Origin of the sequence: Paenirhodobacter sp. (genome assembly GCF_050177655.1) — a bacterium.
Lineage (GTDB): Bacteria > Pseudomonadota > Alphaproteobacteria > Rhodobacterales > Rhodobacteraceae > Rhodobacter.
Genome location: NZ_JBFXGV010000056.1, coordinates 1 through 22831 on the forward strand (window position 1 = coordinate 1; position 22831 = coordinate 22831).

Annotated in this window: 18 protein-coding genes and 1 tRNA gene; 12 read left to right on the top strand and 7 right to left on the bottom strand. The window is 66.6% G+C overall.

The features are described 5' to 3' along the window. A partial coding sequence (locus tag AB7U46_RS15655) for a calcium-binding protein (protein WP_428337920.1) occupies nt 1-2294 on the top strand: 2294 nt, incomplete at its 5' end. A gap of 85 nt (nt 2295-2379) precedes the next feature. After that, a tRNA-Val gene (locus tag AB7U46_RS15660) sits at nt 2380-2455 on the top strand. Nucleotides 2456-2497: 42 nt separating this feature from the next. On the opposite strand, the gene hsdR is transcribed toward AB7U46_RS15660, so the two are convergent. Genes hsdR through AB7U46_RS15675 form a run of 3 tightly spaced genes read right to left on the bottom strand, consistent with a single transcriptional unit; the run spans nt 2498 to nt 7469 of the window. After that, nucleotides 2498-4816 carry an EcoAI/FtnUII family type I restriction enzme subunit R gene (gene hsdR / locus AB7U46_RS15665; protein ID WP_428337921.1) on the bottom strand — a complete coding sequence of 773 codons (2319 nt, stop codon included), beginning with the start codon at nt 4814-4816 and terminating at the stop codon, nt 2498-2500. 14 nt (nt 4817-4830) lie between these two features. After that, entirely contained in the window at nt 4831-6024 is a 1194-nt protein-coding gene (locus AB7U46_RS15670) for a restriction endonuclease subunit S (RefSeq protein WP_428337922.1), read from the bottom strand. Next, nucleotides 6021-7469: an N-6 DNA methylase gene (locus tag AB7U46_RS15675; RefSeq protein WP_428337923.1), complete on the bottom strand. Its 1449-nt coding sequence runs from the start codon at nt 7467-7469 to the stop codon at nt 6021-6023. The genes AB7U46_RS15670 and AB7U46_RS15675 overlap by 4 nt, the downstream gene beginning before the upstream one ends. Nucleotides 7470-7623: 154 nt before the next feature. On the opposite strand from AB7U46_RS15675, the gene AB7U46_RS15680 reads away from it, so the two are divergent. Next, the gene (locus tag AB7U46_RS15680) at nt 7624-9456 is read left to right on the top strand and encodes a sugar phosphorylase (protein WP_428337924.1); all 1833 of its coding nucleotides are present in this window, start codon (nt 7624-7626) and stop codon (nt 9454-9456) included. 9 nt (nt 9457-9465) lie between these two features. On the opposite strand, the gene AB7U46_RS15685 is transcribed toward AB7U46_RS15680, so the two are convergent. The 3 genes from AB7U46_RS15685 to AB7U46_RS15695 are packed head-to-tail and all read right to left on the bottom strand — an operon-like array spanning nt 9466 to nt 13099. Next, on the bottom strand, nt 9466-10692 hold the full coding sequence (locus AB7U46_RS15685; protein WP_428337925.1) for a glycosyl transferase: 1227 nt from the start codon (nt 10690-10692) through the stop codon (nt 9466-9468). Nucleotides 10693-10710: 18 nt separating this feature from the next. Next, nucleotides 10711-11454 (bottom strand): HAD-IIB family hydrolase, encoded by a 744-nt coding sequence (locus AB7U46_RS15690; RefSeq protein WP_428337926.1) that lies wholly within the window; start codon nt 11452-11454, stop codon nt 10711-10713. A 28-nt stretch (nt 11455-11482) separates the two neighbouring features. Then, on the bottom strand, nt 11483-13099 hold the full coding sequence (locus AB7U46_RS15695) for an MDR family MFS transporter (protein ID WP_428337927.1): 1617 nt from the start codon (nt 13097-13099) through the stop codon (nt 11483-11485). 168 nt (nt 13100-13267) lie between these two features. Here AB7U46_RS15695 and AB7U46_RS15700 point away from each other — a divergent pair, with 168 nt between their 5' ends. Beyond that, a complete protein-coding gene (locus tag AB7U46_RS15700; RefSeq protein ID WP_428337928.1) occupies nt 13268-14206 on the top strand; it encodes a pirin family protein in 939 nt (312 codons plus the stop codon). A 4-nt stretch (nt 14207-14210) separates the two neighbouring features. Here the strand turns inward: AB7U46_RS15700 and AB7U46_RS15705 are convergent, their stop codons facing one another. Continuing rightward, the gene (locus tag AB7U46_RS15705; protein WP_428337929.1) at nt 14211-15242 is read right to left on the bottom strand and encodes an NAD-dependent epimerase/dehydratase family protein; all 1032 of its coding nucleotides are present in this window, start codon (nt 15240-15242) and stop codon (nt 14211-14213) included. A 200-nt stretch (nt 15243-15442) separates the two neighbouring features. Here AB7U46_RS15705 and AB7U46_RS15710 point away from each other — a divergent pair, with 200 nt between their 5' ends. The 8 genes from AB7U46_RS15710 to AB7U46_RS15745 form a co-directional block, all read left to right on the top strand. Continuing rightward, on the top strand, nt 15443-16087 hold the full coding sequence (locus tag AB7U46_RS15710) for a helix-turn-helix domain-containing protein (RefSeq protein ID WP_428337930.1): 645 nt from the start codon (nt 15443-15445) through the stop codon (nt 16085-16087). 180 nt (nt 16088-16267) lie between these two features. Further along, nucleotides 16268-17155 carry a class II glutamine amidotransferase gene (locus AB7U46_RS15715; protein ID WP_428337931.1) on the top strand — a complete coding sequence of 296 codons (888 nt, stop codon included), beginning with the start codon at nt 16268-16270 and terminating at the stop codon, nt 17153-17155. 2 nt (nt 17156-17157) lie between these two features. Then, on the top strand, nt 17158-17841 hold the full coding sequence (locus tag AB7U46_RS15720) for a protein GlxC (protein ID WP_428337932.1): 684 nt from the start codon (nt 17158-17160) through the stop codon (nt 17839-17841). A gap of 10 nt (nt 17842-17851) precedes the next feature. Then, entirely contained in the window at nt 17852-19177 is a 1326-nt protein-coding gene (locus AB7U46_RS15725) for an FMN-binding glutamate synthase family protein (RefSeq protein WP_428337933.1), read from the top strand. Nucleotides 19178-19233: 56 nt separating this feature from the next. Then, nucleotides 19234-20538 (top strand): type III glutamate--ammonia ligase, encoded by a 1305-nt coding sequence (gene glnT / locus AB7U46_RS15730; protein WP_428337934.1) that lies wholly within the window; start codon nt 19234-19236, stop codon nt 20536-20538. 53 nt (nt 20539-20591) lie between these two features. Further along, nucleotides 20592-21842 carry a sarcosine oxidase subunit beta family protein gene (locus AB7U46_RS15735; RefSeq protein WP_428337935.1) on the top strand — a complete coding sequence of 417 codons (1251 nt, stop codon included), beginning with the start codon at nt 20592-20594 and terminating at the stop codon, nt 21840-21842. Between the two features lie 35 nt (nt 21843-21877). Further along, nucleotides 21878-22168, top strand: a complete 291-nt coding sequence (locus tag AB7U46_RS15740) for a sarcosine oxidase subunit delta (RefSeq protein WP_428337936.1) — start codon at nt 21878-21880, stop codon at nt 22166-22168. Next, nucleotides 22165-22831: 2Fe-2S iron-sulfur cluster-binding protein (locus tag AB7U46_RS15745; RefSeq protein ID WP_428337937.1), on the top strand; the 667-nt coding region annotated here is incomplete at its 3' end. The genes AB7U46_RS15740 and AB7U46_RS15745, both read left to right, overlap by 4 nt.

Genomic DNA, 22831 nt, shown 5'->3' on the forward strand with positions numbered 1-22831 from the left:
GACGTGTGCTCTTCCGATCTTTCTTCGGCGCCGATGGCGGCGCGGGCGACGACACGCTGGCGGGCGAGGCGGGCGATGACGCGCTGCTTGGCGGCAGTGGCGACGACAGTCTCGACGGCGGCGCGGGCGATGATCTGCTGCTCGACATCGCGGGGGCGGATACGCTTTCGGGCGGGGAGGGCGACGATCTGCTCTCGGCGATCGACCGCGCCGGCTCCGACGGCGCCGATCTGCTCGATGGCGGCGCGGGCGAAGATTTCCTCTGGGGCGACAACGGCGACACGATGACCGGCGGCGCCGACGCGGATGCCTTCGATCTGCATTATACCTCCGGCGATGCGGCCGTGCAGGTCACCGATTTCAACGCCGAGGAGGGCGACAGCCTGGTGATCAGCACCGCCGCCTGGGACAGCGCGAATGATGCGCTGAGCTGGGAAGAGGGCGACGACGGGCTGCATGTGACGATCAACGGCGAGACGGTCGCGGTGCTCGAGGGCGTCGCGGCGCCCGAGGATGCGGGCGATCTGCCGGTCAGCGTCTACGATCTGTCGAGCGGCACGAGCCATGGCGCGAGCTTCGCGGGCGCGGACATCACCGGCACTTCGGGCAATGATTCCCTCATCGGCAGCAATGGCGACGACACGATCACCGGGGATGACGGCCGCGACACGCTGCTGGGCGAGGGCGGCGCGGACTGGATCAGCGGCGGCAACTGGGACGATTCACTCCTGGGCGGCACCGGCGACGACACGCTGATCGGTGGTGCCGGGGATGACTATCTCGACGGCGGCGAGGGCCATGACCTGCTGATCGGCGGCACCGATGCGACCGGCGCCGAATGGGACACGCTTGTCGGCAGCGATGGCGATACGCTCGCGGGTGGCGCCTATTCCGATTTCGTCGTGCAATGGTCCGAGGGCGACGATCCGGTGGTGGTCGAGGGCGCACACGCCTATTTCGGCAGCTTCACGGTCGAGGTGGACGGTGTGAGCCCGGACACCACCTTCGAGACGGTCGAGGTCGGGGACGAGCTGCAGGTGCGGCTCGACGGCCAGCTGGTGACCTCGGTCGCGCTGCCCGAAGGCGACATCACCACGCTGGCCTCCGTGCAGCTCCACGACACCGCGACCGACACCTATATCGACGCGACGCAGGTGCTTGACGGCTCGCGCGTGCACGCTCTGGCCGCGACCGAGATCACCGATCCGACCGCGCCCACCTCCGAGATCGCCTATACCCCGGGGATGGCGCCGATCACCGTGACCGGGCTGACCGCGGACACGCTCGACAATTTCCAGGCGGTGATCGTGACGCCCGAAAGCGACGTCGACGACGGCACGGTGATCGAGATGAATTACGTCACCACCGACACCGGCGTCGCGGTGACGATGGGCGGGGATGTGGTGTTGAACCTCGAGGGGCTGACGCTCGATCAGGTCGAGCAGATGAACCTCTTCGCCAGCGCCGGACCGCTGCCGGAATATAGCGTCTGGGGCACGCCTTACTCGCGCTTCTATCACGCCTCGATCGCGGGCGAGAGCCTGACCGGCGGCGACGGCGCGGAGCTGCTGTCGGGCGGCGACTTCCTCGACACGATCGAGGGCGGCGGTGGCGACGATACGCTCTCTGGCGGGGCGGGGGACGACTGGCTCGACGGCGGGGCCGGCAATGACCGGATCAATGATGGGGCGGGCGACGACACCGTGTTCGGTGGCGATGGCAACGACTCGATCCGCGAGGACCGCTATGCGCCGATCGACGGCAGCATCGGCATGTCCGATCTTTATGACGGCGGGGAGGGCGACGATGTGCTCGCGGCGATCGAGGGGGCCGACACGCTGCTTGGCGGGGCGGGCGACGACTGGCTCAGCGCGGTCGATCGGGTGCGGATCGACTATGACGCCTATCCGCCGACCTATGGCGATCTGCTCGAGGGCGGCGGTGGCAATGACACGCTGATCGGTGATGTCGGTGACACGCTGACCGGCGGCGACGGGGCGGACCGGTTCGTGCTCGAGAACGAGGGCTATTTCGAGGGCGCGGGCGATGCGGTCACGATCACCGATTTCGACCCGGCCGAAGATGTGCTGCAGGTGAACTTCTTCGACGTGCTCAATTCGGAAGGTTATGAGCCGGGCGACATCAGCTATGGGCTCACGCTTTCCGACGACGGCACGAGCACGCTGGTGCAGGTCGATGGCGACACCGCGGCGGTGATCGTCGGCCTCACCCCCGACCAGATCCCCGCGGGCGCGATCGACTTCAGCGCCTATGACGCCGGCGCCTGGGCCTGAGACGGGCACCGGAGCACCGGGGCGCAGGCGGTCCCGCGGGATCACCCTTGCGCATCCGGGGGCGGGCAGGCTATCAGGGCGCGCCGGGTGATTAGCTCAGTTGGTAGAGCGCCTCGTTTACACCGAGGATGTCGGGAGTTCGAGCCTCTCATCACCCACCACCCCCTCCGTCGCATTCCCCCGGCCCGAAGGCCGCGCCGCCGTCACTGGCGGTAGAGGTCGCGCTGCACGCCGACGAAGGCGCGCCGGATCGCTGCGGCCTCGCCGAGTGCGGCTTTCGCATCGGCCAGCGTGCCATAGCGCGCGGTGAGGAAATCGCCGAGCTTGTCGGTCGCCAGCTCACCCTCGCCGCGGGTCTCGTAGGCCTGCAACACGCCCAGCAGGAAATCGCGCATCCCGGCCTCCGCCGCCTCCACGCCGCCGCTGCGGGCCGCCTCGGCACGGTCGGCGCGGGTCTTCGGCGGGGTGGTGAAGCGGATATAGGCGAGCACGTCGAAAAGGTCGCTGTCGGGCGCGTCGATCAGCCGGCGCATCTCGGCCAGGCGCTCCGCGTCATAGCCGCGCTCCGCGAGCAGCGCGACGAAGCGGGCGCGGCTGTCGGGGTCGCTCCATTTGCGGCGCAGCTCGTCCTCGTCGCCGACCATCGCGGCAAGATCGCCGAACAGCCGTTCGAGGAATTGCTGCGCCGACATCGGCTTGCCGTCGGGGCCCCAGTAGCTCGTCGCGGCGACGTAGCGGATCGCCCGCGCCTTGCCGTCGGCAAGCCGGATCTCGAGCCTTTCGCGCGGCGCCTCCCCGCCATCGGTTCCGCCGTCTTCCGGGCCGGGCGGCGCTGCGCCGGGCTCGGGCGCGTCGGGGCGCGGCGCGGGGGGATCGCCCTCGGGCGGCAGCGGCTCGCCGTCCCATTCCGGGTCGTTGAAATTCTCATGCGCCTTCACGAAATCATAGATCGTGAAGTAATCCTTGCCGTCATAGGTCCGGGTGCCGCGGCCGATGATCTGCTTGAATTCGATCATCGAGCGGATCGGGCGCATCAGCACGATGTTGCGGACGTTGCGCGCATCGACCCCGGTCGAGAGCTTCTGCGAGGTGGTCAGGATCGTCGGCACCAGCTTGTCGTTGTCCTGGAAGTCGCGCAGATGCTGCTCGCCGAGCTTGCCGTCATCGGCGGTGACGCGCTGGCAGTAATTCGGGTTCGGGCTTGCCTTGATCTGGTTGATGTCGTCGCGCACCCGCAGCGCATGCTCCTGCGTCGCGCAGAAGACGAGGGTCTTCTGGCGCTGGTCGATCTCGGCCATGAATTCCGCCACCCGGCTGCGCTCGCGTTCGGCGATCACGATGCGGGTGTTGAAATCGGCCTCGGTGTAGCGGTCCTTCTCGACCTCGCCCGCCACGATCTCGTCGCTGCCGTCCCAGACATATTCGTCAAGCGTGCTGGCCATCTGGCGCAGCTTGAAAGGCGTGAGGAAACCGTCCTCGATCCCCTCGCGCAGCGCGTAGCTGTAGACCGGATCGCCGAAATAGGCGTAGGTGTCGGCATTGTGCCGGCGCCGCGGCGTCGCGGTCAGGCCCAGCTGCACCGCCGGGGCGAAATAATCGAGGATCCCGCGCCAGCTGCTCTCGTCGTTCGCGCCGCCGCGGTGGCATTCGTCGACGATGATGAAATCGAAGAAATCGGGCGGGTAGCCGGCGTAATTCGGCGCGCCCTCGCCGGTCATGAAGGTCTGGAAGATGGTGAAGAAGAGGCTCGCGTTCAGCGGCACGCCGCCCTTCTTGCGGATCGCCTCGGGGTCGATCCGGGCGATCGCATCGGGGGCGAAGGCGGAAAAGGCGTTGAACGCCTGATCGGCGAGGATGTTGCGATCGGCGAGGAACAGGATGCGCGGGCGGCGCGTGGGGGCGCCCGAGAGGTTCCAGCGCGCGTGAAACAGTTTCCAGGCGATCTGGAAGGCGATCGAGGTCTTGCCGGTGCCGGTGGCGAGGGTGAGCAGGATGCGCCGCTCGCCGCGCCCCAGCGCCTCGAGCACGGCGGTGATCGCGCGGTGCTGGTAATAGCGCAGCTCCCATTTGCCGCCCGCCGTCTCGAAGGGCACCGCGCCGAAGCGCTCGCGCCAGCCGCTTTCGGCCCCGAAACAGCGCGCCCAGAGCGCGTCGGGCGTGGGGAAGGGGGTTTGTGCCCCCTCGGCGCCGGTCTGCATGTCGGCCTCGTACCAGCCGCGCCCGTTGGTGGCCCAGGCAAAGCGCGCGCCAAGCCGGGTGGCGTAATCCTTCGCCTGGGCGAGGCCCGCGCTTGGCGGCAGGGCGGCGCGCTTCGCCTCGATCACGGCGAGCTTCTGGTCGCGGTAGATCAGCACGTAATCGGCGGCGAGCGCCCCGCCGCGCTTGCCCCCGGGCAGGATGCGGCCGGGGCAGATCACCTCGCGCCGGATCCGCGCCCCCTCGACCGAAGTCCAGCCCGCAGCGGCAAGCACCGGGTCGATCCGGTTGGCGCGGGTGTCGGATTCGGTCTCGTTCTCAAACATGGGGCGAGGTTAGGTCAGCTGAGTGCGCCTGAGAAGGCTTTTTGCAGGAGCGATTGGCGGAGGGTGGAGAGTAGGTGCTCTTTATTTTGGATGCGTGCCACAAGATCGTTTTCCATCCCACGAATTTCGGCGGATTTCTCTACAAGTTGTCGTTGAACGGAAATTGGCGGGATAGGAAAAATAGCCGCTTTTGCGGCCGCCACGTTGAAATGCTTTTGGGCTGCACCAACTGAAACACGTGCAACGTGATCCTTTCCATATCTCGAGTTGAGAAGCATTGTCATGAAATGCGGGTCAAGGTTAGGGCCGGGGCGCGCAATGACGATGTCTGCGCAGTTCGCTAACTCGAGGTCGTCCGGGATCACGGCGCACGTTCCCGGGTAACCCGTTCTCACAATGACGACGTCGCCGGGCCTGAGTTCAGATTTGCGCAGCTCAGCCATGAATTTCGCGTCGATGTATTTGACCCCTGAAAGGTCTACCATAAACGGTTTTATATTTTGCGACCGCAGGAATGGAATGCCAGTTTCAACATACCGTTCCGCCATTGGTCCGACATGCCCAACAGTTATCTGGCGACAGAGTGCACCAAGAGATTCTGGCCGCCAATCATCGGGTGGGATAGAAAATTCCAGTTCCAAATAGCTTTCAAACAACTCCCGTGCGTCGGCGAGGTTGGCTTCGGCATTTGCGCGGGCGCGGTCGAGGCCCTCGAAGGCCTCGTCCAGAATCGCGACGATGCGCTTCTGTTCCTCCAGCGGCGGGAGGGGGATGGCAAACCCTTTCAACGCCGAGGCGGACAGTTCCCTGAACGTGGCTCCCGTTCCTAATTCATTCAGGGCTTCGATATTCGCGGACAGAAAATGAAAGAGATAGGTTGTGTCCAGCGAGGCGCCGGGCACCATGCCGCGGCAACCTTGATTGAAGGCCATCGGAGTTTCGTTGATCGCGAGATGCCCGATCGGTGCGCGGGTGGACATGATGACGGACTGCGGAGGAACCAGTCGCGCCGAAGAATTCGCAAGACCGTCTTCGGTGATTTTCCGCGGAGTATCGGAAATATATCGACCCTTCATCTGGCCCATATCTTTCGGGGTCAGCCAGTTCACGGTGCCGTCCCAATAGGCCGGAATATTCGATTTCGGCGTGCCACCGTTGACGACCGTACACACCTCCCCCAGCGGCCGGACCTCCCACCCCGCCTTCACAGCAGCCCCCGGATGCGCCCAAGAATCTCCGCCGTCTCGGCGTCGCGGGCGAGGATCGCGTCGATGATCTCTTCGGGCGCGCGCAGGGCCTCGGCCGCGGGGGCGTTCGGGTTCTTCACCGACAGATCGCAGCTCTCCGCGTCGATCTCCGCGCGTTCGGTGATCCAGGATTTCGGCCCGGTCGCGAAGCTGCGTTGCAGCGTCACGAATTCCGCCATATCCGCATCGTTCAGCGGGTTGGTCTTGCCCAGGGACCGGCCCGGGTCGAGCTGGTAATACCAGATCCGCCGCGTCGGCGTGCCGCGGGTGAAGAACAGCACCACCGTCTTCACCCCCGCGCCCTGGAACGTGCCCTGCGGGCAGTCGAGCACGCTGTGCAGATCGCAGCTTTCGAGCAATTCGCGGCGCAGCGCCACGCTCGCATTGTCGGTGTTGCTCAGGAAAGTGTTCTTGATGACGATTGCCGCGCGCCCGCCGGGGCGCAGCTTGCGGATGAAATGCTGCAAGAAGAGATAGGCGGTCTCGCCCGATTTGATCGGGAAGTTCTGCTGCACCTCGCGCCGCTCGCCGCCGCCGAAGGGCGGGTTGGCCAGCACGATGTCGTGGCGGTCCTTCTCGCGGATGTCGAGGACGTTCTCGTTGAGCGAATTGGTGTGGAGGATGTTCGGCGCCTCGATGCCGTGCAGCACCATGTTCATGATGCCGATGACATAGGCGAGGGATTTCTTCTCCTGCCCGTAGAAGGTGCGCCGTTGCAGCGTCTCGAAGTCGGAGGCGCTGAGACCGGGGCGGCGCAGGTGGTCATAGGCCTCGCACAGAAAGCCCGCCGAGCCGACGGCGCCGTCGTAGATGGTTTCGCCGATCTGCGGGTCGGTGACGGCGATCATCGCGCGGATCAGCGGGCGGGGGGTGTAGTACTCGCCGCCGTTGCGCCCGGCGTTGCCCATGCGGCGGATCCGGGTCTCGTAGAGGGCGGAAAGCTCGTGCTTGTCGGCCTGGGTCTTGAAGCGGAGCCCGTCGACGATCTCGAGCACGTCGCGCAGGATATAGCCCGAGCGGAATTTCGAGCGCAGCTCGGTGAAGACCTCGCCGATCCGGTATTCGATCGTGTCGGGGCCGGTGGCGCGGTCGTGAAACAGCGCCAGATGCGGAAAAAGCTCGGTGTCGACGAAGCGCACGAGGTCGTCGCCGGTCAGCGCCGCGCCGTGGTCGAAGGCGCCGTCGCGTTTCGGCGCGGCCCAGCGGTCCCAGCGGAAGCGGCCGTCGATGATCGGGGCATGAGGCCGGCCCTCGAGCTCGGCGCGGTCGCGCCGGTCGCCCTCGAGGTCGTGGAGGTATTTCAGGAACAGCACCCAGGAGGTCTGCTCGACGTAATCGAGTTCGTTCGAGATGCCTTCCTCGGCGCGCAGGGCTTTCTCGATGGCATTGAAGGCGTGTTCGTACATGGGCCGTCCCGCTGGTCTTTGCCCCTTCTTTCCAGAACGCCCCCCGAGGGGCAAGGGTGCGGGCAAGGGTGCCGGCAAGGGCGCGGGCGGAGGTGCGGGCGGGGCAGGGGCCGGGGAACTGCCTCTTTCGCAGGCAAAGCGCTGCGGCACAGGCATGCTGCATCGCAGCGCCCTTTACCCGGGCGGGCAAGCGGTTACAGTTTCACGACGTGACCATGACGCCAGAGGAGCCGGACCGATTTCCGAAAAGACCGCCGTCGCCAGCCTGCGCGCGCGCCTCACCGCGCTGCTTGCGCTGATCTATCCCGCGCGCGATCCGGACGCGCTTGCCGCCGAGGTGATCGCCGCCTTCTGGCCCGGGGACCGGCCGCGCCGGCAAAGGCCGCGCCGCCCCTCGAACGACCTCTGGTCGGAGCGCGACGCGCTGGTCATCACCTATGGCAATTCGATCCTCGACGGGCAGCACAAGCCGCTCGACCTGCTGCTCGACTTTCTCGAGGGCAATCTGAAGGGGGCGGTGAACGGCGTGCATATCCTGCCGTTCTTTCCCTATACCTCCGACGACGGTTTCGCGGTGACCGATTATTACAAGGTCGACCCGAGCCTGGGCGACTGGCCCGACATCGCGCGCATCGGCGCCGAATTCTCGCTGATGTCGGACATGGTGCTGAACCATGTCTCCTCGCAGGGGGTCTGGTTCAACGCCTATCGGCAGGGGCAGCCGCCCTATGACCGCTTCTTCATGGAGGCCACGCCCGAGGAGGATCTGAGCGCGGTGGTGCGCCCGCGCACGACGCCGCTTTTGCGCAAGGTGACGACCGCGATGGGGGAGCGCCATGTCTGGTGTACCTTCAGCCACGATCAGGTCGATCTCGACTTCCGCAACCCCGAGGTTCTGCTCGAGATCCTCCGCATCCTGCGCTTTCACATCGACCAGGGGGTGCGGATCCTGCGGCTCGATGCCGTGGCCTTCCTCTGGAAGGAGGCGGGCAGCCCCTCGATCCACCTGCCGCAGACCCATGCGATCGTGAAGCTGATGCGGGCGCTGGCTGATTTCGCCACGGAAAAGGTGATCCTGCTCACCGAGACGAATGTGCCGAAGGCCGAGAATCTGAGCTATTTCGGGCGCCGGGACGAGGCGCATATGGTCTACAACTTCCCGCTGCCGCCGCTCGTGCTGCATGCGCTGCTTTCGGGCAACGTGCGTTACCTGCGCCGCTGGCTGCGCACGATGCCGCCCGCGCCCTTGGGCTGCGCCTATTTCAACTTCACCGCCAGCCATGACGGCATCGGCATGCGCCCGGTCGAAGGCATCCTGCCGCCCGAGGAGATCGCCGCGATGATCGGGGCGGTGCGCGGGGCGGGGGGGCTCGTCTCGATGCGGGCGCTGCCGGGCGGCGGCGAGGCGCCCTATGAGCTCAATTGCGGCTATTTCGACGCGCTCTCGCGCACGATCGCGGGGGAGGAGGGGCGCAAGATCGCCCGCTTCCTCTGCGCGCAGACGATCGCGATGTCGCTCGAGGGGATCCCGGCCTTCTACATCCATTCGCTGCTCGCCACGCCGAACGACACCCAGGCGGTGGAAAAACGCGGCATGAACCGCGCGATCAACCGCCACCGCTGGAACTATCCCGAGCTGCAGGCGGCACTCGCCGATCCGGCAAGCGATCAGGCGCAGGTCTTTGGCGAAATGGGCCGCCGGCTGCGGCTGCGCGCGCGTCAGCCGGGGTTCCACCCGAATGCGACGCAGCTCACGCTACAGCTCGACGACCGCATCCTCGGCGTCTGGCGCCAGTCGCTCGACCGCCGGCAGTCGATCTTCGCGCTGCACAACGTCTCCTCCGAGACGGTCGAGATCGAGGCCTGGCAGCTCAACCTGATCGAGGACGAGGACTGGAGCGACCTGCTTTCCGGCGAGGAGGTGGCGGCGGACGGGCGCATCGCGCTTGCGCCCTACCAGTGCCGCTGGATCTCCAACCTCGCCTGACCCGCCGCCTCAGGCGGGCGCGCTTCCGGCCGTGTCCGCCGCCACCGCCGCCTTGAAATCACTCAGGAATTTCGGGTCGGCCGAATGCACGAGGTTCCAGTTCGGGATGAAGGGCAGCTCCTGCGGATTGTCGAGGAAGACCTGCCCCGCCTGCATGATGTTTTCCGCGAAAAGCCCGATCGACAGCTCCTCGGCATGGCGGTCGAAGGCGAGCCCGTTCATCGCCGCGTCATGGGCGTAGACCTCGAGCATGTCGAGCGCGCGGCGCCGGTAGGTCGCCTTCAGCGTGCGGAAGACATTGGTCGAGAACACCGTGCCATCGGCGGCGAGCTTGCGGAAGATCGCCTTGCAGATGTCGAGCGACATCCGGTTCAGCCCGGCCTGCGCATCCTCGGGCGAAAGATCCTGATGCTTGTGATCGTAGATGTCGGCGATCTCGACCTGACAGACCGCGCGCGGCCCCATGTAGCGCCAGGCCTCCGACAGGACGCCGATCTCCAGCCCCCAGTCGGAGGGCATGCGCAGGTCGGGCAGGCCGAGCGTGCGCATTGCGAACTCGCCGGAAAGCGGATAACGGAAGGCCCGCAGATAGTCGATGTAATCGCGATCCCCGATCACTTTCTTCAATGAAATCAGAAGCGGAGAGACGAGGTTGCGGGTCACCCGCCCGCCCATGCGGTTGTTGCCGATGCGCGGGTAGAAGCCCTTGGAAAGTTGATAGGGGAAGGTCGGGTCCGCCACCGGATAGACGAGGCGCGAGAGCATCTCGCGCTGGTAGGTGACGATGTCGCAATCGTGGATCGCCATCACCGCAGAGTCGGCGCAGGCGATCAGATAGCCGATGCAGGTCCAGACGTTGCGGCCCTTGCCCTTCTCGATCGGGCCGAGGCCGAGCGGTTCGAGCCGCGCCATCAACTCGCGCATCCGCGGCCCGTCGTTCCAGATCACCACATGGTTCTGCGGCAGCACCGAGAAAAATTCGCGCGCGTGGCGGTATTGTTCTTCGTTCGCGGCGTCGAGGCCGATGATCACGCGGTGGAGGTATTTCACCTTGGCGATCTCGGCGAGGATATTGCCAAGCGCGGGGCCCTCGAGTTCGGAATAGAGCGAGGGCAGGATCAGGCTGATCTTGCGGGTCTGCGCGAAGGTCTCGAGCCGGTATTCGAGCTCCTCGAGCGGCGTGGTGCGCAGGTTGTGAAACTGCGCGATATTCCCGTTCTGTTGAAAATCAGCCATCTTCTTCCTTGTGCTCTGTCAGCCGATGCGGCTGAGGATGGTCTCCATGCCTTCGGCCCAGCCTTGCGGCCCGGGGGCGGTGGTGCGGATCACGCGACCCTCGGCCTCGCCCGGAAGGGGCGGCAGGCCGGGGCCGTGCGGATTGGCGACGATCACGCCGAAATCGGCCTGCGTCAGCATCTCGATGTCGTTCGGCGCATCGCCAAGGGCGACGGTATGGGAAGGTTTGAAGCGGGCGATCAGTTCCGCCATCCGCCCGGCCTTGGTGCCGCCAAAGCCGAGCGTCAGGAACCGCCCGCCGCGGCGCGCGGTGATGCCGCGCGCCGCGAGCGCGGCAAGAAAGCCTTGCAGGGCGGCCTCCGAGCCCTGCCAGAGGCCGGGCTCGGAATGCCCGCGCCGCTTCGCGAGCGCCGCCTCGGCGGGCGAAAGGCCGGTCACCTCGGCGACCTCTTCCGCGCTCATGTCGCCAAAGCCGCGAAACGGCGCACCGATCTCGGCAAGCGCGGCGCGCAGCCTTTGATAGGCGTCGTCGTCGAATGTCCCGTCGAACAGCGCCGCGCCATTTTCCACGATCGCGGGCGTGCCGCTCAGCCCAAGCCTTTGCTGCCACTCGGCAATTTCCGCCGCGGTCTTGGAGGAGGCAAGCACCACCGGCGCCCTCATCGCCGCCAGCCGCGCCAGTATCGGGCGCGCCGGGGTGAAATCGTAGCTCTCATGGTCGAGCAGCGTTCCGTCGAGATCGGTGAAGATCAGCAGGGTCACGGGGCCTCATCGGGGGTTGCAGTTCAGTCTAGGCCGCTTCGCCCGCAGATGCCACCTCCGAACCGCCCGGTTCGGATTTTCGCGCGGATTCGGTGCGCAGCGGCCCTTCGAGCCGCACCGGGCGCAGCGCGAGCGCGGCGACGAGCCCGATCACCGCGATCACCGCGGCGCTGAGGTAAAGCGCGTGATAGGCGTGCCCGACGGCCTGCCGCGCGGCCTCGCGGGCGGCCTCGGGCAGCGCGTTCACCGCGCTCGGCGCGGCATCGGCGAGCGTGCCGAGACCGGGGATTTGCACCTTGGCGAGCATCCCCGAAAGGATCGCGCCATAGACCGACATCGCGAGCGAGGCGCCGGCGATCCGGCCGAGCGTCACCGCCCCGGTCGCCGCGCCGACATCGCGCCCGGGCGCCTCGATCTGGATGCCGATGACGGGCGATTGCTGCGCGAGCCCGACCGAGAAACCATGCAGCATGAAGATCGCCGCGAGCACGGCGAAACCCGTGCCGACCGGCAGGAAGGAGAGCGAGGAAAGCGAGACGGTCGAGATCGCGAGCCCCGCGGCGAGCCAGGGCTTGTAGATCGCGGTGCGCGCGATCAGCCGCCCGGCGGTGAGCGACCCGACCGCCAGCCCGCCGGTGATCGCGATGAAGAAGAGCCCCGCGCGGGAGGGCGAAAGCCCGGTCGTCAGCTGCAGATAGAAGGCGTGATAATTCGCAAGCCCGATCGCCACCGAACCGGAGGTGAGCGCGACGACGAGCAGAAGCGAGAAGTTGCGCCGCTTGAAGAGGTAAAGCGGCACCACGGGTTCGGCCGCGCGCCGCTCCACCGCGACCCAGATCGCGCCCATGACGAGGATCGTGCAAAGCAGCACGCCCGATTGCCAGGAGATCAGCGCGCCGAAGATCTGCGCGCTGTCGGCCAAGAGCACCACCCCCGCGATCGTCGCCGCCAAGGTCAGCGCGCCGGCGACGTCGAGCTTTGGCCGCCGTTCGGAGCGGGTGAGCGGCAGCATCACATAAAGCCCGATCAGCGCGATGGCGCCCACCGGCACATTCACGAAGAAGATCGAGCGCCAGCCGAGCGTCTCCGACATGACCCCGCCGAGCGTGGGCCCGATCGAGGCCGCGGCCATCAGCACGAGGCTCGACATGCTTTGCCGTTTCGCGCGCTCGCGGGGCGCGAAAATGTCGGCGTTGACGGCGAAGATCGAGACCATGATGCCGCCCGCGCCCAGCCCCTGCAGCACGCGAAAGCCGATCAGGCTGTCCATCGACCAGGCGAGCGAACAGGCGAGCGAGCCGAGAACGAAAAGCCCCACCGCGACCATCAGCACATATTTGCGCCCGATCAGATCGCCGAGCTTGCCATAGACCGGCATCACCGAGGCCTGCGCGAGCAGATAGGCGGAGCCCACCCAGCCGAAGCGCTCGAGCGCGCCGAACTCGCCCACGATCGTCGGCAGCGCGGTCGAGACGATCTGGTTGTCGAGCATCGCCATGAAGGTGCAGAGCAGCAGGAAGCCGAAGATCTGCATCCGCCGCCGATGCGTCAGCTCGGGCATCGGTTCGCGCGACCGCGCGGCCTGCGGCGGGGCTTCGGGGGCGGGGGGAATGGTGCCGGGGGGAAGGGCTTGGGCGTCGGTCATGTCACTCGTCTTTATCTCCCCCCTGAGAAAGCCCGCCCGCGGGGGAAGTCAAGCGCCGCGCCGCGGCGGGGGCGCTGTGCGGACATGCACCAGGCCTGCGCGACGATCGGCCTAGGTCGGCGGGGCCGCAGAGGTTAGGTTCTGCGCAACGCAATTCCGGAGGATGCCATGAGCTGGAGCCCGCTTCTCGACCCGACGATCCCGATCGGCGACGCCGTCGACGCGATCGAGACCGTGATCGTTCCCCGCGCCCGCGATCTGGGCGGTTTCGAGGTGCGCCGCGCGCTGCCCTCGGCCGCGCGGCAGATGGTCGGCCCCTTCATCTTCTTCGACCAGATCGGCCCGGTCGAATTCCTCTCGGGCGAGGGGATGGACGTGCGCCCGCATCCGCATATCGGGCTCGGCACCGTCACTTACCTGATGAACGGGCGGCTGCATCACCGCGACAGCCTCGGCACCGATCAGTGGATCGAGCCGGGCGCGGTGAACTGGATGGTGGCGGGCCACGGCATCACCCATTCCGAACGCACCGATGGCGCGGTGCGCGAAAGCGGGCAGATGATGGCGGGGATCCAGACCTGGGTCGCGCTGCCGAAGGACGGCGAGGATGGCGCGGCGGGCTTTGCCCATCTCGGGAAGGCGGCGCTGCCGGTGCTCGATGCCGAGGGCAAGAAGCTGCGGCTGATCCTTGGCCATGGCTGGGGGGAGAGGGTGCCGCTCGCCATGCCCTCGGATCTCTTCTACGCCGATGCGGAGCTCGCGCCCGGCGCCGGCCTGCCGCTGCCCGACGATCACGAGGATCGCGGCGTCTATGTGCTCCGGGGCTCGGTTTCCGTGGGCGGTCAGACCTTCGAGGCGGGGCGGATGCTCGTCTTCCGCCCGGGCGACCGGATCTCGGTTCATGCCGGCGATGCGGGGGCGCGGCTGATGATCCTTGGCGGTGCGACGCTCGACGGGCCGCGCTACATCTGGTGGAACTTCGTCGCCTCCTCGCGCGAGCGGATCGCGGCGGCGAAGGAGGCCTGGCGCGCGGGCGACTGGGCGCATGGCCGTTTCAGCCTGCCGCCGGGCGACGACGCCGAGTTCATCCCGGCGCCGGAACGCTGAGCGTTCAGACGCCGTAATAGCCGCGATACCAGTCGACGAAGGCCTGCACCCCCTCGGGGACGCGGGTCTTCGGCGCATAGCCGGTGAGACGCTGCAAAAGCGTGGTATCCGCCCAGGTCGCGGGCACGTCGCCCGCCTGCATCGGCATCAGGTTGCGGATCGCCTCCCGCCCGGTCGCCGCCTCGATCGCGGCGATGTAATCGGTGAGCTGCACCGGCTCGGAATTGCCGATGTTCACCACCCGCCAGGGCGCGACCGGCGAGAGGCTGTCGCCCTCGGGCACGACGCCACCTTCGGGGCGCACCGGCACCGCGTCGATCAGCAGGCGAATGGCGGCGACGAGATCGGTGACATAGGTGAAGTCCCGCTTCATGTCGCCGTAATTGTAAACGTCGATCGGTTCGCCTTGCAGGATCGCCTTCGTGAACTTGAAAAGCGCCATGTCCGGCCGGCCCCAGGGCCCGTAGACGGTGAAGAAGCGGAACATCGTGACGGGCAGATCGTAAAGATGGGCATAGCTGTGCGCCATGCTCTCGGTCGCCTTCTTCGTCGCGGCGTAAAAGCTCATCTGGTGATCGGCCTTCGCCGTCTCGACATAGGGCATCACCGTATTCGCGCCATAGGCCGAGGAGGTCGAGGCGAGCAGCATATGCGCGGGCGGGAAGGCGCGGGCGGCCTCCAGAATTTCGAACGTGCCGACGATATTGCTTTCGAGGTAGGAGCGCGGGTTCTCGATCGAATAGCGCACGCCGGCCTGCGCCGCGAGATGCACGACGACATCGGGGCGGTGCTCGTCGAAGAGCTGCATCATCAGCCCGGGGGTCTCGACCGCGTCGTTCACCACCCGGAACCCCGGCTGCTGCGCGAGGATCTCCTGCCGGCGGAGCTTCAGCTGCACGTCGTAGTAATCGGAGAGATTGTCGAGCCCGATCACCCGCCAGCCCTCCTCGAGCAGGAGCCGGCTCAGGTGAAAACCGATGAACCCGGAGGCGCCGGTGACGAGCGCGGTGCGTTGCGGTTTCGGGGTCTCGGTCATGGCGGCCTCCTGTCTGGTCCCGCCCGTTCTACCGCGCCCGGGCCAGCGCGGCCAGAGGGTGGGGGGCTTGCAGCGCGCGAAGAAAAGGAATTTCCTCAGACGAAACGTCGCGTCGCCCATCCCAAGCGCTTGCGATGCGCTCTTTTCCTTAGACGAAAACTGCGCTGAAATGGGGGGGTATTGAAGGAGTGCATTGAGCCATGAATGAACAGAGCGGCAACGAGCAGAAACTGACCCAGAACCCCCATGCCCTGCGCGAGAGCCGCGAGAAGAACCTCGAGGTCGCGATCGGGCGCCAGGTGCGCGAGCTGCGCAAGCGCCAGCGCATGACCGGATCGGACCTCGCCGCGGCCGCGGGGCTCTCGGTCGGCATGCTCTCGAAGATCGAGAACGGGGTGATCTCGCCCTCGCTCGCCACCTTGCAGACGCTCGCCCATGCGCTGCGCGTGCCGCTGGTGCAGCTTTTCTCGGGCTTCGAGGAAAGCCGCGGCTGCATGCATGTGAAGGCGGGCGAGGGGGTGGAGATCGAACGCGCCGGCACCCGGGCGGGGCATCAATACCACCTGCTCGGCCATATCGGCTCGAACGACTCGGGGGTGGTGGTCGAACCCTATCTGATCGTTCTGAGCACCCAGAGCGACCGTTTCCCCACCTTCCAGCACGAGGGGATCGAGATGCTCTACATGCTCAAGGGCGTGGTCGACTATCGCCACGGCGATCAGGTCTACCGGCTCGAGCCGGGCGACACGCTGCTGTTCGACTCGGATGCGCCGCACGGGCCCGAAGAGCTCGTCGAACTGCCCGCGCATTACCTCTCGATCATCACCTATCCGCAGGCGAAATAAGCCGTCTTGCCGGTTTTCGCGGCGCCGGGCCGTTCTGGCCCGGCAAAACCGCCCAGATTTTCAGCACATATTGCACCTCAGGAAAATTTTCTTCGGCAGAAGTAAAATCGCTTGAGGGGAAAATTAGTTTCCTGCTAGTCAATCCGAGACGGCACCAGCCGAAGCTGAACGGAGAAGACTATGTGTGGCATCGTTGGCCTCTTTCTTAAGAGGGAAGATCTGCGCCCGCGTCTGGGCGATATGCTCACCGATATGCTCATCACCATGACCGATCGCGGGCCGGACTCGGCCGGGATCGCGATCTATGGCGACGAGGACGGTGGCCTGAAGATGACGGTCCAGTCGGACACCCCCGAGGTGACCTTCGACGGGCTCGAAGCCGCGCTTGCGGCGGCGCTTGGCCAGAAGGTCACGATGAAGGTGATCGCGACCCATGCGGTGCTCGCGATCCCGGCCGATGCCGAGGCGGCGGCCCGCGCCTTCATGACCGAACGCGGCATCCGCGTGATGGGCGTCGGCTCGACGATGGAGATCTTCAAGGAGATCGGCCTGCCGAAGGACGTCGCGGCGCGCTTCGGCATCCGCGCGATGGGCGGCAGCCACGGTATCGGTCACACCCGGATGGCGACGGAAAGCGCGGTGACGACGCTCGGCGCCCACCCGTTCTCGACCGGCGACGACCAGTGCCTCGTGCACAACGGCTCGCTCTCGAACCACAACCAGATGCGCCGCGTGCTCACCGCGAAGGGCTTTGCGCCGCTGACCCAGAACGACACCGAAGTGGCGGCCTGCTACATCTCCTCGCGGCTCGCGGAAGGCGCGAACCTGGGCCAAGCGCTCGAAGGCACGCTCGACGATCTCGACGGGTTCTTCACCTTCGTCGTCGGCACCAAGAACGGTTTCGGCGTGGTGCGCGACCCGGTCGCCTGCAAGCCCGCGGTGATGGCCGAGACCGAAGACTACGTCGCCTTCGGTTCGGAATACCGCGCCTTCGCCAAACTCCCCGGCATCGAGACCGCCCGCGTCTGGGAACCGGAACCCGCCACCGTCTACTTCTGGGAGCGCTGAGAATGCAGACCCTCGACATGTCCACCATGGTGCTGCGCGATGTGAACGCGGCGCTCCAGGCCCAGGCCGAGACCACCAACCAGACCCAATGGGTGATCGAGAACCCGAAGGGCGCCCATGCGGTCGCCGTCGGCCTCGACGCGCCGATCGAGGTCACGGTGAAGGGCTCGACCGGCTACTATTGCGCCGGGATGAACAAGCAGGCGACGGTCCACGTCACCGGCTCCGCGGGCCCGGGTGTCGCCGAGAACATGATGTCGGGCACCGTCATCATCGAGGGCGACGCCTCACAATACGCGGGCGCCACCGGCCACGGCGGCCTTCTGGTCATCAAGGGCAATGCGTCCTCCCGCTGCGGCATCTCGATGAAGGGCATCGACATCGTGGTGCATGGCAACATCGGCCACATGTCCGCCTTCATGGCGCAGTCGGGCAATCTGGTCGTCTGCGGCGACGCGGGCGACGCGCTCGGCGACAGCCTTTACGAGGCGCGCCTCTTCGTGCGCGGCTCGGTCAAGTCGCTCGGCGCCGACTGCATCGAGAAGGAGATGCGCCCCGAGCATATCGAGATCCTGAAGGATCTCCTCGCCCGCGCCGGCTGCGACGCGAAACCCGAAGAGTTCAAGCGCTACGGCTCCGCCCGCCAGCTCTACAATTTCCACGTCGACCACGCCGGCGCGTATTGAGGACCGAAAGATGGACAAGACCCCCCAGACCAAGCCGCGCGACAGCTGGACCTTCTCGCCCGAGATCAACGCCGAGATCCGCCGCGCCGCCGAAACCGGCATCTACGACATCCGCGGTGGCGGTGCGAAACGGCGCGTGCCGCATTTCGACGACCTGCTGTTCCTTGGCGCCTCGATCTCGCGCTACCCGCTCGAAGGCTACCGCGAGAAATGCGGCACCGATGTCGTGCTCGGCACGCGCTTCGCGAAAAAGCCGATCGAGCTGAAGATCCCGGTGACGATCGCCGGCATGTCCTTCGGCGCGCTTTCGGGCCCGGCGAAAGAGGCCCTCGGCCGTGGCGCCACGATGGCCGGCACCTCGACCACCACGGGCGACGGCGGCATGACCAACGAAGAACGCGGCCATTCGGAAAAGCTGGTTTATCAGTATCTTCCGAGCCGTTACGGGATGAACCCGGACGACCTGCGCCGCGCCGACGCGATCGAGATCGTGGTCGGCCAGGGCGCGAAGCCCGGCGGCGGCGGCATGCTGCTTGGCCAGAAGATCACCGAGCGCGTCGCCGGCATGCGCAACCTGCCCGTCGGCATCGACCAGCGCTCGGCCTGCCGTCACCCGGACTGGACCGGCCCCGATGACCTCGAGATCAAGATCCTCGAGATCCGCGAGATCACCAACTGGGAAAAGCCGATCTACATCAAGGTCGGCGGCGCGCGCCCGTACTATGACACCGCGCTTGCGGTGAAGGCCGGCGCCGATGTCGTCGTGCTCGACGGCATGCAGGGCGGCACCGCGGCGACGCAGGACGTGTTCATCGAGCATGTCGGCCAGCCGACGCTCGCCTGCATCCGCCCCGCGGTGAAGGCGCTGCAGGATCTCGGCATGCATCGCAAGGTGCAGCTCGTCGTCTCGGGCGGCATCCGCACCGGTGCCGATGTGGCGAAGGCGCTGGCGCTGGGCGCCGATGCGGTCGCGATCGGCACCGCGGCGCTGGTCGCGCTGGGCGAGAACGATCCGAAATGGGCCGCCGAATACAGCAAGCTCGGCACCACCGCGGATGCCTATGACGACTGGCACGAGGGCAAGGATCCGGCCGGCATCACCACCCAGGATCCCGAGCTGATGAAGCGGCTCGACCCGGTGGAGGCCGCGCGCCGGCTGCGCAACTACCTCGCCGTGCTCACGCTCGAGGCGCAGACGATCGCCCGCGCCTGCGGCAAGAGCCACGTCCACAACCTCGAACCCGAAGACCTCTGCGCGCTCACGATCGAGGCGGCGGCGATGGCGCAGGTGCCGCTCGCCGGCACCAGCTGGATCCCGGGCCAGGGCGGGTTCTGACATTTGACGGGCGCGGCTCAGGGACCGCGCCCGCATACCAACAGGGAAACGATAACATGACCGATCTTGCCGCCTTCGCCCGCGAAAAGGGCGTGAAATACTTCATGATTTCCTACACGGACCTGTTTGGTGCGCAGCGCGCCAAGCTGGTCCCTGCCGCCGCGATCTCCGACATGCAGACCGATGGCGCGGGCTTTGCCGGTTTCGCGACGCATCTCGACCTGACGCCGGCGCATCCCGACATGCTCGCCGTGCCGGACGCGAGCGCGGTGATCCAGCTGCCCTGGAAGAAGGACGTGGCCTGGGTCGCCTCGAACTGCGTGATGGACGGCGCCGATCTCGCGCAGGCCCCGCGCAACGTGCTGGCCAAACTGATCGCCGAAGCCGCCGAGATGGATCTCGAGGTGAAGACCGGCGTCGAGCCGGAATTCTTCCTGCTCACCCCGGAAGGCACGCAGATCTCCGACGCCTTCGATACCGCGTCGAAACCCTGCTACGACCAGCAGGCGGTGATGCGCCGCTATGACGTGATCGCCGAGATCTGCGATTACATGCTGGAGCTTGGCTGGGAACCCTACCAGAACGACCACGAGGACGCGAACGGCCAGTTCGAGATGAACTGGAAATACGACGGCGCGATGGCCACCGCCGACAAGCACAGCTTCTTCAAGTTCATGGTGAAATCGGTCGCCGAGAAGCACGGGTTGCGCGCCACCTTCATGCCGAAGCCGATCATGGGCCTCACCGGCAACGGCTGCCACGCGCATATCTCGGTGTGGAACACCAAGACCGGCAAGAACGCCTTCTCCGATCCGTCGAAAGAACTCAGCCTCTCGGACGAGGGGCGCCACTTCCTCGGCGGCATCATGAAGCACGCCTCGGCGCTCGCCGTGATCACCAACCCGACGATCAACTCCTACAAGCGGATCAACGCGCCGCGCACGATCTCGGGCGCGACCTGGGCGCCGAACACCGTGACCTGGACCGGCAACAACCGCACCCATATGGTGCGCGTCCCCGGCCCCGGCCGGTTCGAGCTGCGCCTGCCCGACGGCGCGGTGAACCCCTATCTGCTTCAGGCCGTCATCATCGCGGCCGGTCTTTCCGGCCTCAAGTCGAAGGCCGATCCCGGCCCGCGCTACGACATCGACATGTATGCCGAGGGCCACAAGATCGAGGGCGCGCCGAAGCTGCCGCTCAACCTTCTCGACGCGATCCGCGCCTATGACGCGGACCCGGGGCTGAAGGCGGCGATGGGCGAGGAATTCTCGGCCGGCTACCTCAAGCTCAAGATGCAGGAGTGGAACAGCTTCGTGAACCACTTCTCGCATTGGGAACGTGACAACACGCTCGACATCTGATCCTCCCGGGCCCGGGTGCCCCCGGGCCCGTTTCCTCTACTCGGATGAATAAAATGCGCTTTTCCGGCTTTCGCGTCCTCAAAGAGGCCCTGACGGGGCACCACGGGTGGAAACCCCTGTGGCGCAACCCCGAGCCGCAGCCCGCCTATGACTATGTCATCGTGGGCGGTGGCGGTGGCGGGTTGTCGACCGCCTATCACCTGGCGAAAGTGTTCCAGGGCAAGCGCATCGCGGTGCTCGAAAAGGGCTGGCTCGGCTCCGGCAACATCGGGCGCAACACCACGATCATCCGCTCGAACTACCTGCTGCCGGGCAACGAGCCGTTCTACGAATTCTCCATGAAGCTCTGGGAGAACATGGAGCAGGAGTTCAATTTCAACGCGATGGTGAGCCAGCGCGGGATTTTGAACCTGATCCATACCGACGGCCAGCGCGACGCCTATCGCCGCCGCGGCAATGCGATGCTGCTCGCCGGCGCCGATGCCGAACTGCTCGACCGCGACGGCGTGCGCGCGATGTATCCCTGGCTCAACTTCGACAACGCCCGCTTCCCGATCAAGGGCGGCCTGTTGCAGCGCCGCGCCGGCACCGCGCGCCATGACGGCGTCGCCTGGGGCTATGCGCGCGGCGCCGATCTTCTCGGCGTCGACATCATCCAGAATTGCGAGGTCACCGGCTTCCGCATCGAGGCCGGCAAGGTGCTCGGCGTGGAGACGACCCGCGGCTATATCGGCGCGAAAAAGGTCGGCGTGGCCGTGGCGGGATCGTCCAGCCGCGTCATGCAGATGGCCGGCATGCGCCTGCCGATCGAAAGCCACGTGCTGCAGGCCTTCGTTTCCGAGGGGCTGAAGCCCGTCGTCGACGGCGTCATCACCTTCGGCGCGGGGCATTTCTACGTCAGCCAGTCGGACAAGGGCGGGCTCGTCTTCGGCGGCGACATCGACGGCTACAACTCCTACGCGCAGCGCGGCAACCTGCCGGTGATCGAGGAGGTGGCCGAGGGCGGCCTCGCGCTGATGCCGGCGATCGGGCGCGCGCGGCTTCTGCGCATCTGGGGCGGCATCATGGACATGTCGATGGACGGCTCGCCGATCATCGACCGCACGCCGGTGGACGGGCTCTATTTCAACGGCGGCTGGTGCTACGGCGGCTTCAAGGCGACGCCCGCAAGCGGGTATTGCTTCGCGCATCTCTTGGCCACCGACCGCCCGCACGAGACCGCGCGCTTCATGCGCCTCGACCGGTTCGAGCGCGGCTATGTGATCGACGAAAAGGGCATGGGCGCGCAGCCCAACCTGCACTGACCCCCTCGCAAAATTCCGGACATCAAGGCAAGATCATGCTGATCCCCCATCCCCTCCTTGGCCCCCGCGACGCGCAGGAGTTCACCTATCTCGGCGATGCGTCGCTTCTGAACCGCCCCGACGGCATGGCAGAGGGCGCGCTCGACGCCTTCAACCGCCACGTCTATCTGCGCGACAACCCGGCGGGCGTGCACCGCGAGCTCTGGTTCCACGAACAGGGCGACCGCAGCTGGCTGATCGTCACCCGCAACACGCTGACCCATGAAATCCTCGGCGCGGAGCTCGCCCGCGACGTGGCGCTCGCGCAGAAGGGAGGGGCGAAATGAGCCGTCTTTCCGGTGGTCTCGTCGACCGTTCCGAACATCTGACTTTCACCTTCGACGGCAAGTCCTTCACCGGCCATCCGGGCGATACGCTGGCCTCGGCGCTGCTCGCCAATGACGTGCGGCTGATGGGCCGTTCGTTCAAATATCACCGCCCGCGCGGCGTCGTCGCGGCGGGCTCGGAGGAGCCGAACGCGCTCGTCGAGCTGCGCTTGGGCGCAAGGCAGGAGCCGAACACCCGCGCCACCATGGCCGAGCTTTACAACGGGCTCATCGCCATGAGCCAGAACCGCCTCGGCTCGCTCGAACGCGATTTCCTCGCGGTGAATGACCTGATGTCGTCCTTCTTCGCGGCGGGCTTCTACTACAAGACCTTCATGTGGCCGAAGGCGTTCTGGGAAAAGCTTTACGAGCCGATGATCCGCAAGGCGGCGGGGCTGGGCGCGCTCTCGATGCTCCCGGACCCCGACGCCTACGACAAGGGCTTCCTGCATTGCGACCTCCTCGTGATCGGCGCCGGCGCCGCGGGCCTGGCCGCCGCGCTCACCGCCGCGCGGGCGGGGGCGAAGGTGATCCTCGCGGATGAGGACTTCCGCCTCGGCGGGCGGCTGATGGCGGAAAGCCATACGCTGAACGACGCGCCGGCGATGGACTGGGTCGCCTCGG